The 16250-nt window shown below is 45.3% G+C and carries 17 protein-coding genes; 5 read left to right on the forward strand and 12 right to left on the reverse strand.

The window, feature by feature from the left end; genetic code table 11:
- Positions 1-34 precede the first annotated feature (34 nt).
- On the reverse strand, positions 35-2536 hold the full coding sequence (locus MmiAt1_RS07170) for an autotransporter outer membrane beta-barrel domain-containing protein (RefSeq protein WP_318786207.1): 2502 nt from the start codon (positions 2534-2536) through the stop codon (positions 35-37).
- 323 nt (positions 2537-2859) lie between these two features.
- Positions 2860-3174 carry a hypothetical protein gene (locus tag MmiAt1_RS07175; RefSeq protein ID WP_318786208.1) on the reverse strand — a complete coding sequence of 105 codons (315 nt, stop codon included), beginning with the start codon at positions 3172-3174 and terminating at the stop codon, positions 2860-2862.
- A gap of 4 nt (positions 3175-3178) precedes the next feature.
- Between MmiAt1_RS07175 and MmiAt1_RS07180 the strand changes: the two genes are divergently transcribed.
- Together MmiAt1_RS07180 and MmiAt1_RS07185 are read left to right on the forward strand one after the other, a co-directional pair.
- On the forward strand, positions 3179-3964 hold the full coding sequence (locus tag MmiAt1_RS07180; RefSeq protein WP_318786209.1) for a hypothetical protein: 786 nt from the start codon (positions 3179-3181) through the stop codon (positions 3962-3964).
- A gap of 250 nt (positions 3965-4214) precedes the next feature.
- Positions 4215-4388 (forward strand): hypothetical protein, encoded by a 174-nt coding sequence (locus MmiAt1_RS07185; protein WP_318786210.1) that lies wholly within the window; start codon positions 4215-4217, stop codon positions 4386-4388.
- A 127-nt stretch (positions 4389-4515) separates the two neighbouring features.
- Here the strand turns inward: MmiAt1_RS07185 and mtrH are convergent, their stop codons facing one another.
- From mtrH to mtrE, 8 genes are all read right to left on the reverse strand, one after another.
- The gene (gene mtrH, locus MmiAt1_RS07190) at positions 4516-5466 is read right to left on the reverse strand and encodes a tetrahydromethanopterin S-methyltransferase subunit H (protein ID WP_318786211.1); all 951 of its coding nucleotides are present in this window, start codon (positions 5464-5466) and stop codon (positions 4516-4518) included.
- A 27-nt stretch (positions 5467-5493) separates the two neighbouring features.
- On the reverse strand, positions 5494-5733 hold the full coding sequence (gene mtrG, locus MmiAt1_RS07195; RefSeq protein WP_318786212.1) for a tetrahydromethanopterin S-methyltransferase subunit MtrG: 240 nt from the start codon (positions 5731-5733) through the stop codon (positions 5494-5496).
- 143 nt (positions 5734-5876) lie between these two features.
- Complete coding sequence (locus MmiAt1_RS07200) at positions 5877-6089, reverse strand: tetrahydromethanopterin S-methyltransferase subunit F (protein ID WP_318786213.1); 213 nt, start codon at positions 6087-6089, stop codon at positions 5877-5879.
- Positions 6090-6195: 106 nt separating this feature from the next.
- On the reverse strand, positions 6196-6981 hold the full coding sequence (mtrA, locus tag MmiAt1_RS07205; protein WP_318786214.1) for a tetrahydromethanopterin S-methyltransferase subunit A: 786 nt from the start codon (positions 6979-6981) through the stop codon (positions 6196-6198).
- A gap of 2 nt (positions 6982-6983) precedes the next feature.
- Complete coding sequence (mtrB, locus tag MmiAt1_RS07210) at positions 6984-7298, reverse strand: tetrahydromethanopterin S-methyltransferase subunit MtrB (protein ID WP_318786215.1); 315 nt, start codon at positions 7296-7298, stop codon at positions 6984-6986.
- A complete protein-coding gene (mtrC, locus tag MmiAt1_RS07215; protein WP_318786216.1) occupies positions 7295-8161 on the reverse strand; it encodes a tetrahydromethanopterin S-methyltransferase subunit MtrC in 867 nt (288 codons plus the stop codon). Before mtrC ends, mtrB begins: the two co-directional genes overlap by 4 nt.
- Positions 8158-8886 (reverse strand): tetrahydromethanopterin S-methyltransferase subunit D, encoded by a 729-nt coding sequence (mtrD, locus tag MmiAt1_RS07220; protein ID WP_318786217.1) that lies wholly within the window; start codon positions 8884-8886, stop codon positions 8158-8160. Before mtrD ends, mtrC begins: the two co-directional genes overlap by 4 nt.
- Entirely contained in the window at positions 8883-9785 is a 903-nt protein-coding gene (gene mtrE, locus MmiAt1_RS07225) for a tetrahydromethanopterin S-methyltransferase subunit E (protein WP_318786218.1), read from the reverse strand. Before mtrE ends, mtrD begins: the two co-directional genes overlap by 4 nt.
- Positions 9786-10051: 266 nt before the next feature.
- Between mtrE and MmiAt1_RS07230 the strand changes: the two genes are divergently transcribed.
- Positions 10052-10882 carry a sugar phosphate isomerase/epimerase family protein gene (locus MmiAt1_RS07230; RefSeq protein ID WP_318786219.1) on the forward strand — a complete coding sequence of 277 codons (831 nt, stop codon included), beginning with the start codon at positions 10052-10054 and terminating at the stop codon, positions 10880-10882.
- A gap of 245 nt (positions 10883-11127) precedes the next feature.
- Here the strand turns inward: MmiAt1_RS07230 and arcS are convergent, their stop codons facing one another.
- The gene (arcS, locus tag MmiAt1_RS07235; RefSeq protein ID WP_318786220.1) at positions 11128-13182 is read right to left on the reverse strand and encodes an archaeosine synthase subunit alpha; all 2055 of its coding nucleotides are present in this window, start codon (positions 13180-13182) and stop codon (positions 11128-11130) included.
- Between the two features lie 221 nt (positions 13183-13403).
- The gene (locus tag MmiAt1_RS07240) at positions 13404-13958 is read right to left on the reverse strand and encodes a DNA-3-methyladenine glycosylase I (RefSeq protein ID WP_318786221.1); all 555 of its coding nucleotides are present in this window, start codon (positions 13956-13958) and stop codon (positions 13404-13406) included.
- 98 nt (positions 13959-14056) lie between these two features.
- On the opposite strand from MmiAt1_RS07240, the gene MmiAt1_RS07245 reads away from it, so the two are divergent.
- Together MmiAt1_RS07245 and MmiAt1_RS07250 are read left to right on the forward strand one after the other, a co-directional pair.
- Positions 14057-14560: a ferritin family protein gene (locus tag MmiAt1_RS07245; protein WP_318786222.1), complete on the forward strand. Its 504-nt coding sequence runs from the start codon at positions 14057-14059 to the stop codon at positions 14558-14560.
- A gap of 306 nt (positions 14561-14866) precedes the next feature.
- Positions 14867-16237: an FAD-binding oxidoreductase gene (locus MmiAt1_RS07250; protein ID WP_318786223.1), complete on the forward strand. Its 1371-nt coding sequence runs from the start codon at positions 14867-14869 to the stop codon at positions 16235-16237.
- Positions 16238-16250: the final 13 nt, after the last annotated feature.

The following is a 16250-nucleotide window of genomic DNA, read 5'->3' on the forward strand; positions in this document are numbered from 1 at the left end:
TCAGTAATATTTTATCCGGCCTTCGTTAGATTTTTTATTTTGATTTATCTTCATTCCGGTTTTGAATTTCTTCATCCTTTTCCGATTTTCTTTTTTCATTGTAAATGAACAGAACAATCGCTGCGGCGATTAAGAAGAACACAAGCAGCCAAACAATTACCGGAATCTCCGGAATTTCAGGCTCCGGTTCGGGTTCAGGTTCCGGCTCAGGTGCCGGTCCGGGACCGGGCTCAGGCTCGGATCCTGTTCCGTTTCCGGGGGGAATGACCGATCCGTTTCCGGTTCCGCCGCCTCCGCTGCCGCCGGATGACGCATTCAATTTGAAAATCAAAGGCGTTTCGGACGCAAAAATCATGCCGCCGTCATCATTCGAAACAACGCCCCACGCGTAATAATTCGGCGGCGACGACGATGCCGGCAGATTTCTCAGCTCGGCCGTGTAACGTCCCGAAGTCTCATTATAGACGGCGGAAACAACCGCCGACGCCGTTAAATCCGAACTTCTGCCGTAAGCCAGCATCGTCTTCCAATCGTTCGGATCTTCAGAATCCCAATCGACTTCGAATTCCAAAACCGCGCTTGTCGTGTTCAAGCGAATTTTAGCCGGCATCTGAACAACGATGTCGGCATACCCGAATGTTAAAAGATGCGGATTGCTTTTCAGAACGATCTGATTGTAATCATTATCGACTGCGGCGCCCCAAACATAGTATGTTGTTTGGACTCTTGCAGGCGGATTAAAGACAGCTGTGTATTTGCCGATATCCGAATCATAAACTGTTTCAACAGGCAAAGCGTCTTCGAAGTCAGTGTTTGTTCCGACAAACAAATTGACGGTCCAATCTTCCGGAAGCTCATATTTCCAGTCAATTCCGAATGAAACAATCGGCCCGGATTGCCCGGATTGCTCCGACAGTCCCGACAGCCCCAACAGTCCCGATTTCTCCGATTGTCCGGCTTCGGTTTTTATGCCGGCGGCAGGTTCTTCGATTTCAAAAATCCAATTCAAATGAGATGCATTTGAAATTTCATTGCTGCTTTGATAAGCCAAAATCGGAAGTTTGTACGCTTCGTTGCCGGCATTCGCTTTCCAAAGTTCCGTATTCCAATTTGAAGCCGACCAATAAGATTCCGGCAAATCAAACATCTCGGCCGCAAGCATTTCAATAGTTAAAGCAAAATTTCTGCCGCCGAAATTATCGCCTGTCCGCCTGTTTTCAATATTCCCGGCATTTTCAATATTTTCGAGCCTGCCGAAAAATGAATTGATCCAGCTCATAAATCTTTCAAAAAGACTCTCTTTTTGCATCGGAACAGTCAATCCGGTTTGATCGTCTTCAATAAAATTATCCCAAACCAAAACCGATCTGACAAGGACAACACCGACTTCATCTCTGAACCCGTTGGGCCCGGTTGTTCTCATATTTTTCCATGCCGCGCAGTTTTCAATCGTTCCCGAATTTGTTCCTGCGAACCGATAAAGCGTTGTTCTTGTCGAATTGATGTTGCCGTTTAAAGCAAGACTGTTGTTCACATTGCCGCTGTTGGATCCGACAAATCCGCCGGCGCCGAAACTCTGAGGGTTAATGTTTCCCGCAGCATAAGAATTGTTAATGCTTCCCGAATGCTGGCCGACAAGACCGCCTGCCAATGATCCGGCAGCTGTGACATTTCCGGCGGCATAGCTGTTGTTAATCTGTCCGCGCGCATTGCTCACCCCGACCAAGCCGCCGGCACTGCTTTGCTGACTGCTTGTTGCAATGACATCGCCAGCCGCAAAACTGTAATTCAGAAGACCTGCGTTCAAATTTCCGACAAGGCCGCCGACATTCGAACTGCCTTTGACATTTGCGTACGAATAAGAGCTGCTGATTTCTTCGCCGACAAGTTTTCCCGCCAATCCGCCGATGTTTGAATTGTTGGATTCGATTTTTCCGGTCGTGTAGCATTGAATAATTTTTGTGTTCACGCCGTTTCCGAGAAGGCCGCCGCCGTTGTCATGCGTTGTGTTTATGAAAATATCGGCCGAAGACTTCTCAATTTTCGGACGGTCTGACGGACCGCCGGATGACATGTTTCCGACAAGACCGCCGACATCGTGCGTTCCGGAAACATTTCCAGAAACGTGGCAGTTAATCACGTCTGTTCCGGTGTTGTATCCGATTAAAATGCCCGTATAAGAAGTGCCGTTGATTTCGGCATCTGTGAGAATCATGTTTTTGATTTCAGAACCGGTGTTCGTGCTTCCGAAAAAACCGGTGTATGATCCGCCGCCTGAAATTGTCAGGCCTGTAATTGTTGTGTTGCGCCCGTCAAAGACACCGCTGTAATAAGAAACCGGTTTCCATTCTCTGCCGGAAATATCAATCGGCTGAGAACTGCTGATGATGTAATTTCGGTTTGTTCCCGCTGAAACCGTACGGTAATGTTCTTCAAATCCCATCAGATCATCCGCTGTTTTGATTTGATAAGGATTTTCAAGCGATCCGTCCCCGTCCAATTGAACGGCGGCAATTGCCGTTGGAATAAGACACAATATACATAATACCAAAATACCCGTTATGAAAAAAATTGCTGAAATTTTCACAATTATACCCCGATAATTTTCGTAAATGCCGGCTGAAAATTATCAAAAATACCGTTCAAATACGAAGCCAATATTCATTTTTTATTCACTTTTATTTGATCAAAAAACAATTAAAATGTCATCCGTTCCGATTATTGAAATTTGTTTACTTGTTTGGTTGTGTTCGCCAATCTGAAAAGTCAGTCATCCGGTCAAAATAAATGAAGAACAAAACTAAAAAAAATCAAAAAAAATAAAAAGTTCACGACTCATTGAGCCGTGAATCTCAAGATTTATTTGCGGTGAAGCATGCGGTAAGCCGCGTATGCCGTCAAAGCTGCGACAGCGCCGTATGCAATGTATTTTTCATCCTGAGTTAATTTTTTGTCTTTGGATTTTTTCTTGCCTTTTTTGCTGTCATCTTTGCTTTTCTTACCGTCTTTCTTGTTCTTTTTGCCGGCTTTGTAAGCTTTGAGCAATTCCGCGTAATGAGCTTCTTTTTCTTTCAAAACTTTCTTTCCGGTGTTGATTTTTTCACCGAGAATCTCATTGATTTCATCCAAGTCAATCTCAATGTCGATTTCATCCCATTCGTCTTCCGCATTCACGGGAATGGAACGGGCCGTATTTGCTTTGGATGCGCCCGAAGATTTCGAAGCGGCTGACTTTGAAGCGGCCGATTTTGATGATGCGGACTTTGCAGGTTTTGCGGGTTTTGCTTTAGAAGCGGCAGTTTTAGAAGCAGCCGGTTTGGATGCGGCGGTTTTAGATGCGGCCGCTTTAGACGCTGCCGTTGTCTTAGATGCCGCAGGTTTAGATGCTGCCGGTTTGGTTGCAGCTGTTTTAGAAGCCGCTGTTTTGGGTGCCGCTTTGGGCGCTGCTTTGGCCGTTGTTGTTCGGCTTGCAGCCGGCTTTGATGCTGCGGCTGTCTTAGGTGCCGTTGATCTTGCTGTTGGTTTAGCGGCTGCGGGTTTTGAAGCGGCCGGCTTTTTTGCAGCTGCAGTTGTTGTTTTCGCGGCTGTCGATCTTGATGCCGCAGGTTTGGATGCCGCCGCAGGTTTAGCAGGTGCTGCAGGTTTTGTTGTTGCAGGTTTTGCTGCCGCGGGCTTTGAAGCTGCCGGCGTTTTAGGTGCTGCGGTTGTTCTTTTTGCAGCCGGAGCTGCTTTTGCTGTTCCGGCAGTTGTTGGTTTTGCGGCAGGTTTTGCCGTGCTTGCCGGTGTTTTCGCAGCAGTTTCAGTCTTTATTTCAGACGGAATGACAGGCTTTGCTGTTGATTTTGACATACTTCGGACAGAATCGTTTTTCAATTCCGGGCTGTCCGATACCGTTGTCTCTGAGAGTGTATCAGCCATAAACTTTTACCTTCTTGTTTATTTTTTCAGGTTATTTTTTTATTAAAATTCTTATAACCTACCCATTTAATATTTGCTATTATTTATATAAGCCTTCGTAATGCGTCTTTAAAACGGCAGACCGCTTTGTTTTATTTGTTTTACTTATTTTGTTTTTTTTGAAATTTTGTTTATCGCCGTGAAATAAAATCAAAAACAAAACATATTTTAAAAAAAGATATTTCGTTTTTACAACGTTTACCGTATTTGTTTTTGAGACATCAATGTGATAAAAATTTCAAAAACAAAAAAATAAATTGAAAAAAATCGGAACGCTTTTTGAAGAAAAGAAAAAACAAAAAAAGGAAAATAAGAAACAAGAAAAACAAAAAACAAGAAAAACAAAAAACAAGAAAAACAAAAAACAAGAAAAACAAAAAACAAGAAAAATAAAAAGAATAAGAAAAATAAAAAATGTTTCTCGTTTTTGATTAATTGTTATGAAACGTTTGAAATTAAGATTGAAATATTGAAATAAAAATTGAAATATTGAAATAATATTTGAAATGATAATTGAAATTCTTAAAAATTTTGAATTTTCATTAAAAATAACAAACATCAAATCAATTTTCCGATCGGAAGATCGGCTTCATTTCCGATGTCAATGCCCAGTTCTTTGGCATTTTCTTCAAGCATGATATCCACCATTGCCGCAGACGACGCCACATATTTGGCGTTTTCAATCGGACCGTAGAGCAGGAAGTTTGCGCCCATCGCCTGCGCGACCAAGTTTGTTCCGATGTCGGCCGGCAAGTAATATTCCTTCGGATTTTCCTGCGTTTTCTTAAATTCGCGCATCCAGTCCCAGGCCGAAGCCGTGTTGTGAAAACCGCCGCCGACAGGATATCCGAGATGCCCTTTAATCGCTGTAATGCCGCGCATGGAAGCGCCCGCGCCCGAGCCGAGCGGAACAGCCGCCACATCAATCAAAGGCTTCTCAATGCCGCACATTTTTGAAATTTCCAAAAGGCCGCCCGAAAGTCCGGTTCCGCCTTTTTCCAAGATTTCAATCTTTCCCAGAACCGTCGGATTAATCGCATTAAACGCCAAAACAATCGATGCGCTGATCTTGCTTTCCGTCAGCGCTTTGATTTCGTTTTCTTCAATGCTTGCGTTGATTGAATTGTAAATCGCTCTGTCCTGAACACCGATTTCCGTTGCGTAGCCGGCGGCAAACGCGCGCACTTCGCTGTCAGAAGAATCCATTAAAAACGGTGTTTTGTCGTCGATGTCCACGAACCAGTCGATGTAATTTTTGATGGCCTCAGGCGTTTCGCCGACAAGCTGATTCGTGCAGGAGACACCCGTTTTATCACAAATATCCAGCTGATCATTCCATAACTTTTCGGCGGCGGCTTTGTCAAAAAGACCTTTGTCCGCGTCCGTTACAATTTTATGGCGATTGTAAAACATCGTTCCGATAATCACCGTCGGGATTTCACCGGGCTGGCCGCCGAAGCGAACGCCGCCGATTTCATAAATCTCCTGTTTCTTTTCAAATTTAAACATACATTAAGCTCCGATTTTTCCTGAATTTTAAAAGGGGAATGAGAAGTATCTTGTCAATATTAAAAACAGCAAAGTTAAAGCCAATACCGCGAGAATGCCGTAGAGAATGCCGACATCTCTGCCGATTTTTCGGCCCGTCCGCTGAGCAACTTCCGCGCGGACAAATTCAACCTTTTCATCCAAGCGGTCTAAACGCTGCGTAATTTCTTCATATTCCAAAACCGTTTCATCCGTATTTTGGAATTCAATTTTTATTTCTTCCTGCATGGAAATCCTCGCCTTTTCCTGATTCTCTTAAATTTATTCCCCGGGTTTTCTTAAATTTATTTTCCGAGTTCTCTTAAATCTATTTTCCGGGTTCTTTTAAATTTATTATCTTGTGTCTGATTTTTCGCCGATAATTTTTCCGTTCATAAAATTCCGATAAAATACCAAACCGTCAAAGGAATGATTAAAACAAACAGAACCGCCGTTAAAAACCCGGCCGCAAATCCCGCCGCCCGCGTTGTCATAATTCCCGAATCCAATTTTTGAGAACGGGAGATCAGCTGAGCGCGATAGCCGATGTCGGCGACAAGCTCATCCAAATATGCCATTCGATTCCGGCTTTCCTGTCTTTTCATTTTATCTGTCCTTCACCATTTACGAATTGTTTACACGACGTTTGTGAATTGTTTGTGAATTGTTTATGCGTCATTTGTGAATCGTTTATGAATTATTATCATTCAGTTATGCGAAATAAATAATAACGCCCGCAATAATCATCAGCAAGGCCGCCAGCACAAATCCGACGACAAATCCTTCGACTTTTCCGGCTTGAAAACCCGCCTGGAACTTGTTGTAATCGCCGACGCCCGCAATTTTCTGATCCAATGATTTTAAACGCGTAATCATTGTCAAAGAAGAAATTTCTTCAACGGAAGCACCCGAACCGCCGCCTGCCGCGCCGTCGGATAAATCTTCTTCGAATTCGTCGCTTTCCGTTTCGCTTCCTTTTTCCTTGACATCCTGAATCATCGGCTCTGCCGGAAACGCGCCCGGGTCATTGGCGATGCATTCCTTAATTTTCGCCGAAATTTCCCCGATGTCTTCGACATTGATCATGTCGATGCATTCAATTTGTTCCATGAAGCGTTTGACAGCTTCTTCCGACAAGTTTTCAATGTACGGAATGGCACCTTTCGCGCCGACAATTCTGTTCTTGGAAATGCCGTTTTGATGGAGCATTAAAATTGCTTCGCCTGTGATGTGTCCTTTCACTTCGGCGCCGGCAACAATCAAAAAGCGGATGTTCGGATTTGAAATAATATGTGAAACCAATTTTTCAATGCCCAGATTTTCGGTTTTGCATGAGCCTGAAATTCCGGCGCCCGCTTCAATCAAAGCCTCGTCGTCTAAGTGAGAACCGCAAGTGACCACCGCAACACAGGAATCCGGACTGCCGGTTTTGTATTCTCCTTTCAGCATCGGCCAGCCTGCCGCTGCCGCCGTTTTGGCATTTTCATCTTCTGCCATTTTCAGATTCCTCCGTATAAAACGCTTAAAAGCAGCAGAAACGCGCCGGAAAGAAGCAGCCCGACAATTAAACCGTAAAAGAAATTCGTGACAAGACCGGCGCCGACAGATGTCTTTTCACGGCCGCGCCAAGAGCTGTAAAGCGGCTTGTCACCAGTCAGCGAATCCGTTAAGCCGTCGACAATACGTTCGGTTTCGTCCAATTTTTTAATCAAAACCATCATAGAGCGGTTCGGAGCCGTATTTTTTTCTTTGGAAATCACCGATGTCAGCGGGTCCATCACAAGACCCGTTTCCGGCGCAATTCGTATCTTCAATTCAAATCCTCCTCGCTTGGAAGTAAGCCCGTTTCCATAATTTCACAGGCATCTCTTTTAACATAAGTCCAAAATTGATAATATGAAATAAGAATGAAAATCAATGACATAAAGATTGTGACAATCGGAACGATCAAATTCGTGAGCGGGACATCCGGCCCGTAAGCCGCCAAGAACGCGGCGATTCCGAGAATCAGCAAAATTAAAGACGCGTCTAAAATCGCCAGCATCCGTGTTCGGTCCGGCGCTTCGTCGGGTCCCAAATTCGCGTTGTACGCGTGAAACACGGCAACAGCAATTCCGATAAATCCGAGCGCAACTGTTCCCGATAAAAGGTAATTCACCAGCAAATCATAACTCTGAATGCTTCCGGTCACGATAATAAAAGAGGCCGTCATCGCAAGCGTGCATCCGGCCGTAATTTCGGCCAGCCGCATTTCCATTGCCGGAATGTTCATGGCCAGCACTTTGTTGATTAAAAAACCGCCGAATCCGCCGACTGCCAAAGCAAGAATCATGCCGATTAACGGACTGAAAACGCCGCCTAAAAAGACGGAACAGATTGAAATAATACAGGCAAGACCGATTCCGAACATGCCGACGGACGGAACACCTGTTCCGAGACCGTATTTTGAGATTTTGCGAACAGCTGCCGAAGCGGCAACGATTGCTATAATCATTCCCAAGTTTGCGGACAACACACTGAGGATATTTTCATACAAGTCAGCTGAGCCGGCGTACAACGCAGCAACCGCGATTGTCATAAAGCTCATCGCCAAGCCGACCCAAGGCTTGTCATCAAAAACGGAAGATCTGCCGTCCGATTTTTTATTCCCGCTTTGACTGCTGCCGACTGCGCTCATGCCGACCCTCCGAGACAAAGAACGATGTATAAAGCCATCGCGCCGCAGATGCAGGTCATGATTCCCGAGACCAAAACCGCTTTAGGCACTTTTTTGAATTTCGGATCATAAAATCCTTCAATCGTTCCGCCGATATTGTAAGAGGCAATCACGGCATTGACAAAGAAAATGGAAATGGAAAGAATAATTGAAATCGTTGTTGCGGCAAAAAAGGTAAGCTGAAACCCGGTTTGAGAATTCAGCAAACCGTCATAAATTAAAGAATAAATTAAAGAACCGCCGGCACCGCCGATGAGGCCGCCGAGAATGCCGCTGAAAAAAGCGGCTGTCGGAATCCCGTGCCCTTCAGTTCCTTTTGAAACATAAATGTCCTGGCGGTCTTTTGTAATCGGGTCGCGAACCGCTTTGCCCGAGGCGGGCGGAATGCCGACGCCGTAAATGTAGCCGATGTTTGACACCAGCATGACGACGGCAATCATAATGGCAGAGCCGATGCCGCCGAGAAAAATACTGAGGAGCGTGCTGCCGGACAGCGCGTGAACGGAGACGGCCACCAAAAGGCCTGTCATGCCGGCGCCTGCTGCCAGCTGCGTTGTTCCCGTGCCGACGCCCGTTGCCTGCGCCATAGCCGCCGGCGCCCCGCCGACCGGAATCAAATGAACGCTGACTGTGATTAAAACACCGCCGAGTGTCATCAAAAGCAGAAAAATCAAAGAATCAATCATTCAATCATCTCCATTTTTTCTTCTTCTCTGTAAGGGCCGAACTTGCGGCGGGCAGCGTTTTCAAGATATCTGTTGAGTAAAATTGTCCCGAGAATGAATACGATTCCGGACACCAGGCCGATCCAGCCGACAGCGCCGCCCCACTCGGGGTTGAACAAAACCGTAATCCAAGACGTCATGAATAAAACAGCGGCAAATGCGATTCCCGTGGTCGGGCCGCCGAATTTGGATGAAAACCATGAGTTGTCAATACCTGATCGGATTCCGGATTCCGCTTTTCGGACAATGTTTCCGGAATATGCGGCGTTGACACCGGATCCGAACTCGAGATTCTGATACAGGCGCTCCGCACCGTATTGAATGTCGCCGACGGAGGAGCCGATGGAGCCGACCGTAATTCCGAGAATTAATGCCAAAATCGGAATCGGAATCGGAACATTCATATAAACGTACAGTAAATATGAAATGATTAAAACGCAAGCTGTTGTCATAAAAGCATAAGCGCCGATGACGGGAAGATTCGCTTTGAAAACATCCATGTAAATCGGCTGCTTAAAGCGGCTTTGACTGGCTGTTCTTCCGAAAAATGAAGTGGCAGATATAATCATATGAATAATCATTGCAGCAAAAGAGCCGACAGCGATTGCAATTAAAAAAGGAACATCAAGCGCATAGGCGATGACTGCGCCGATTGTTGCGGCCAACGCGTTTGAAAGCGGTTCGCCGGAGATGGCTTTGTTGAATAAACGGTGCGGATATTTCATCTGCGGTGCCAGCTGAACCTGAGAATTCGGATTGCTTTGGGATCCTGCAACAGACTCTAAGTCTTCCGTATAGCCGGCAATTGCCGCCGCGGCGCCGATAAACGCCAGCACGCCCATTCCGATCAGCGGGTCCATTTCTCCTCCTCTCCGTTTACAATTATTGTCCGTTTTTCAATTGTTGTCGTTTTTGCTTTCGCAGGTCTAATTCAAACTTCTATTTAATACAATCGCTGTTTATTTTTGGCGGCGGTTTGCTTTCTGTCGCCCTTTTATCCGGTTTTTTGCATTTTATTCCGCGTTTTGTATTATGTTTTGTTTCGCATTTTATTTCACGTTTATTTTGCGTCTTATTTTGCATCTCATACGCAATTTAATATATTCCGTCAGTCTTTTTATTTTTCATGAAATTCGGTGTTTCTTCATTTGCGGGGCCGCTTTCCGAACTGGAAGGCCTGGCAGATTCAATTGAGCTTTACATTCCCAAAATGGATCTCTACAAAGGCAGAGAACTCCAAACAGACAAATTGGATGCTTTTTTTGATTCGTTTTTTTCTTATGATTTTTACTGCACGGCGCACGCGCCTTATTATCCTGATCCCGAAGGCGAGCATCCCAAAAATCTGGCGATTGATACGGCAAAAATGACGGATTCGGATTTTCAATTAATGTTTGAAGCGCTGGACATTTCCGCGCACGCCGGCGCCGATGTTTTGGTCGTTCACCCCGGAAGGATTACGGAAGGCGGGGCGTCAAAATCGTTCGGCAGAATGATTCAGAATCTGAAAACGCTGGCCGAATATGCCGAAGAAGTCGGCGTAGTGATCGGACTTGAAAACAAGGAATACACAGATCCGCTGAATTTGTGCTGCAAAGCGGAAGAATTAGCCAAGGCGGTTGACTTGGTGGACTCGGATTATCTCGGGGCAACTTTAGATATCGGTCATGCGAATTTGACATGCGGCGGCAATCAGAAAAAGCTTGCCGAATTTGTTAAAACGATTTCACCGCTTGTCGTTCACGTTCATGTTCATGATAATCACGGTGTTGATACCGGCCGTTATGGCGGCGACGAACATTACGCCCCGGGACAAGGAATCATTGATTATTCCGCTCTTCGAGGCCTCGGCGATTATGATGAAACTTTTAATTTTGAAGTATTTTCCATTGAAGAATTTAAAGAAGGAAAGACATTTTTCAAAAACAAGCTCTCGGAATTTTGGAATATTTATTAATCGTTTTTTAAAATGACGGAAAATGCGCCTCATCTTTAAAAATTAAGATGCGTTCAAAATTTGCCGAATGCCGAAATGATTTTTCAATTGTGCAACAGCCTGTTGCACAATTGCCTTGAAGAAAAAATTTGTTTTTTAAGACAATTGACATTATCTTCAATCAAAAAGTGCATAATTTCATGACCTCGTTAGGGACTATGAAATTCAAGCACTTTCTTTTGACGGCTTTGACTGATAAATCCATCTCAATCGCCGTTTTCATTGATGTATCTCGTATGCCTCGGCAAAACCGCAACGCCTTTTGTCGAACGGTTCATTTCAACGCCGGACATTTTCGCTTTGCCGATGCCGATGACATTTTCGCCGAGAATAATGACATCGTCGCCCGGCCGGATTGCGGGGTCCGCTTCAATAATTCCGGGCGCAAGCAAAGATCCTTTCGGCAGGAAGTTATCGATTTTGACGGTGTATTGTCCCGTATATTTTTCAGACCGAATTAATTTCTCGGCGGCCTCAATTGAAAAGGCCAATTGGCCGAACTGCGGAACCAAAACGGCAAGCTGTGTTCTGCCGTCCAAAAGCATGAATTTCGGGAAATTGCCTTTAATTGTCGTCTCTTCCGTAAAAAGCGCGTCTGCAAGCGGTCCGAGCTGATATCTTGCAATTGCTTTTGCCTGATCCAGCTTTTCTTCCGTTCCGCCCCTCTTCAAAAGAGCGGGTTTTGGTCTGTGCGTTTCGGATTCTTTTTCGGGTGTTGCTTCTTCAACAATTTTGTCGATTGCCGTTCTCAAATTTTTCAAACTGGTTTGAGATGCCGGACTTCTTTCGACCGTGTATGTTATGGAAAGGCCGAGTTTGGCAGAGACCGATTCGCAGATTTCGCGGTACGGACCGTCGACGTGCGCGACAATATGCTTGTACAGATCTTTATTTTTAATCAGATAATCTTCTAAAAGACCGCCGACGAAAGCGCGTTCTTCCAAATCCCAGTGCCCGGTAACCGTCGTATCATAATGGGCGGCCGGATAAGTCAGTTCCAGTTCGCGCGGCACGATTCCCATCGGCGATGTGATGATTAATTCATTGACATATTTTCGATTGCGTTCAATCGATTGAATAAATTTCTGATGTGACGCCGAAATCGAATACGGTTTTTTGGACGAGCACGGGAAAATCACAAGAATTTCTTTTTTCGGAGCTTCATAATTTTCCGTAATTCGTTTTGCAAAACGCTGAATTTCCGCGCGGTTTTGCGATTCGGATGTTGTTGCCGTCAGTTCGTCTCTTCTGAATGCCGGCGCCGTTATTTCGGCAAGCGGGCTCCTGTCAAACAAGCGCAAAAGGCCGGTCAGCCAAGTCCGAACGCGGCATTGTCCTTCGACATATTCCCGAACCGCCCCGCGTCTGACTTTTTCCCGAACCAGTGTTATTTCGGCATCCAGCGCGTTGATATTGTGTTCCGATAAAAGCGCGTATCTGTCGGCAGCCGGCATCTCTTTCAGCTCTTTTGCAGTTTTTCCCGCACAGGCGCTGCATTTGCACGGCAATTCCGTCATGTCTTCTAAGAAAAAAGTTCCGGCGCTTGTCATGTATTTGTCGGAATATCCGGCAACTTCCGCGCGCGTCGTGTCCAGAATGTCGGCGCCCAAATAAATCAGCATGGCCGCGTTTTCAGGTGTCGCCAAATTCGGAAGCCAAAGAGCAACATCTGCCGGCAGTCTTTCTCTGACATTCAAAAACGCTTCGAAGAAGCCGATTGAATCATTATCAAAAGAGCCGGCGCTTTCCATAATGTAAACATCAGCGCCTGCTTTTTCAACGGCAAAAATCTCTTTTTCAATTCCTTTTTCTTCGCGGCCATCGGAATCGCCGCAGACGCAGTCTTCCGCTTCGACGGGTTTGGAATATTTAATCGGACGGATGACGGCGGCCGTCGGGCGCGTTTTGATAATTCCCGCGGCGTTGATTTTTTCATAAATTTTCTGCTGCCGTTTTTCGTTGTCTTCTTCCGAGTATGTCAGCGTAAACTGATTTCTCGGCAAAATCAAAAGCTGCGATTCGGGCGTTTGTTCGATTTCCTTTTTGATTTCCGCCGTGTATTCTTCAGTGTCCGTTCCCGTTCTCCAAAGCGTTCCGAGGTTTTTAACCGGCAAAAGACCGGCGGCAAGCACGGTTGAATTCAATAAATAAGGCGTTTGAATAAAAGAGGCCGCCGGCTTTTCGGCAGGCTGATTTGAAATGTAAAGTTTTCCGATGCGGGCAGGTCCGTCCCGTTCATCGACTTCAAAGAATTTTGTCATGGATTTTTAAACCGTGTCATTGAATAAAAAAACTCTCATTCGTTTCATAAAAAACGGCAAAAAAAGAGGCGAATTTTTGAAATTTGAAAAAACCGGAATTTGAAAAATTTTGAAGTTTGGAAAAAATAAAAGTTGAAAAATGTTGAAATTTGAAAAATTTGAAATGTGAAATTTGAAAAAAATTGAAAAGATTTGAGCGGCCGCGCGCGGCGGCACGCACATTAACGAAAATCACACTCTTTCAAATGGTCGTTGACCATGCCGATTGCCTGCATGTAGGCGTAAATAATGGTTGAGCCGACAAACGAAAACCCGAGTTTTTTCAAATCTTTGCTGATTTGATCCGACAATTCGGTGGATGCGGGAATTTCTGACATTGTTTTCGGATGATTTAAAATCGGTTCGCCGCCGACATAACGCCACATAAACGCGTCTAATGAGCCGTATTCTTCTTTGAGTTTGAAATAGGCGTTTGCATTGGTGACCGCGGCTTTGATTTTAAGGCGGTTGCGGATAATTCCTTCATTTAAAAGCAGTTCCGCTGTCTTTTTTTCATCATAATCCTTCATGATTTCCGGATCAAAACCATCATAAGCTTCCCGCATTGCCTCACGTTTTTTGAGAATGATCGACCAGCTCAATCCTGCCTGCTGACCTTCTAAAATCAGCATTTCAAACAATCTTCTCTCATCGTGAAGCGGTTTTCCCCATTCCTCGTCATGATATTTATGATCTGTCGGCGTTTTGGACCAGCCGCATCTTTTTTCTTCTGCCATTTTCATCCTTTTCCCCGAAATTCATATTTTCGTATTATCTAATATTCTTCAATATACAAAATATAAAATATTTATACTTCGAATACAATTTTATATATATGCCTGAATTTGGTAATCCTTTCGCCGGCCTGAAAAACGGCCGTAAGCTGACGCATGAAGAACTTGTTCGCGCCATTCGTTTTATGGTGTCCGCCGAGTACGAAGCGATTCAGCTTTATGAACAGCTCGCAGAATCAACCGACAACAAGCTTGCGCAAACTGTTCTTTTGGACATCGCCGATGAAGAAAAAGAACATGCCGGCGAATTCCTTCGCCTGCTTCGCGAACTTCAGCCCGATGAAGCCGACTTTTATGAAGAAGGCGCTGAAGAAGTTGAAGAAATGATGGCCAAGCTGAAAACTCCGGCAAAGCCTGCCGCAAAACCGGCCGCGGCAAAGAAAACAACTGCCGCAAAACCGGCAGCCAAATCGCCTGCAAAACCCGCAGCAAAACCGGCAGTTAAAGCGCCCGCGAAACCCGCGGCAAAACCGGCAGTCAAAGCGCCTGTGAAATCTACGGCAAAGCCGGCAGCAAAAACACTTTCCGGAGCCGCAAAAAAATAATTTAAATCATTATTGATTCTTTTCTTTTTTTATTTATGGACAGCGAATGCCATTTATGATTTATGATATTTTTTTATGACAAATAGATCATGAATCCAAAATGTTAAATCCGATTCAAGAGCCTTTTAATGCCGATTGTGCATTGCTTTTAAAAAACGCTTCATAATAAAATATATATAAGGAATCAACCTGAAAATGCAGACAGATTATAAATTGCATTTCGCATGCGTTTTTTCATTTCATTATTTTCATATTATTTTCCATATTATTTGCATAAATCATTATCTGCTTAACGGTTAATCATCTATGGATCATTACGAACAGCTTCAAAATATTTGTCCGGACCGCGCGACAATTGCGCCCGCCGAGCTTTGCTGCTACGCGGCCGACGGCTCCCAAGTGAAGGGAAAGCCGGATTATGTTGTTTTTCCGAAAACCGCCGCCGAGGTATCTCAAATTTTGGCTTACGCGAATGATCATTTGATTCCCGTAACGCCCCGCGGCGCGGGAACCGGACTTGCCGGCGGCGCCGTTCCGGTCAATGGCGGCATTCTTTTAGATATGTCGCTGATGAATCAAATTTTAAGCATTGACATTGACAACATTCAAGTCACGGTTGAAACCGGAATCGTTGCCGACAAACTCAATGAAGCGCTTAAACCGTACGGTTTCTTTTTCCCCCCGGATCCGGGAAGTGCCGCAACCTGTACGATCGGCGGCCAAATCGCAAACAACGCAAGCGGTATGCGCTGCGTGAAATACGGAACAACCAAGAATTATGTTTTGGACCTGGAAGTCGTCCTGGCGGACGGAACCGTTATTCATACCGGTTCCAACTGTTTGAAATCTTCTTCCGGCTATGACCTTTCCCGGCTGATTGTCGGCTCGGAAGGAACGCTCGGCATCATTACAAAAGCGGTTTTAAAAATCGCGCCGATTCCGAAAGCCCGGAAATTGATTATGATTTCTTTCCCGTCACCCGAAAATGCCGGCCTTTCCGTCTCCCGCGTTTTTGCGGCAGGCGTGACACCGTCCGCTTGTGAAATTCTGGATCGGACATCCGTCTCGGTTCTGACGAAATTAGATCCCGATGTCATTTTCCCGCGCGACGGCGATGTCGTTTTGTTTGAAGTCGACGGCAGCAAAAACGCTGTTGACGAAGCCGCCGTTTTGCTTGCAAAGGCGTGCGAAGACATCTCAAGCAGCATTCTGATTACCGACGATCCCGTCAAAATGAAAGAAATCTGGGACGCAAGACGCCTTCTCGGCGCTGCGGTTTCAAAGATTGATCCGACAAAAACGCGCATTTACGTCGGCGAAGATCTCGGCGTTCCGATTCAAAAATTGCCGGCAATGATTTCAAAAGTCTATGAAATCACAAGCGAAGTCGGCATCACACCGATGATTTACGGGCACGTCGGCGACGGCACCGTTCATGTCGGTTTATTTATTGATGTTTTAGATGAAAATGAGTGGGAAAAACTCAACATCGCCGCCGATAAACTGCATTTGGCGGCAATTGAACTCGGCGGGACCGTCAGTTCCGAGCACGGCATCGGCGCTGCCCGCGGCATGTACATGGAAAAACAATGCGGTTCTGCATTTGCCGTGATGAAAACGATTAAAAAAGCTCTTGACCCGAACGGAATTTTAAATCCGGGGAAATTAGGGCTGTAAGAAAAACGAAATG

Source organism: Methanimicrococcus hacksteinii, assembly GCF_032714515.1.
GTDB lineage: Archaea > Halobacteriota > Methanosarcinia > Methanosarcinales > Methanosarcinaceae > Methanimicrococcus > Methanimicrococcus hacksteinii.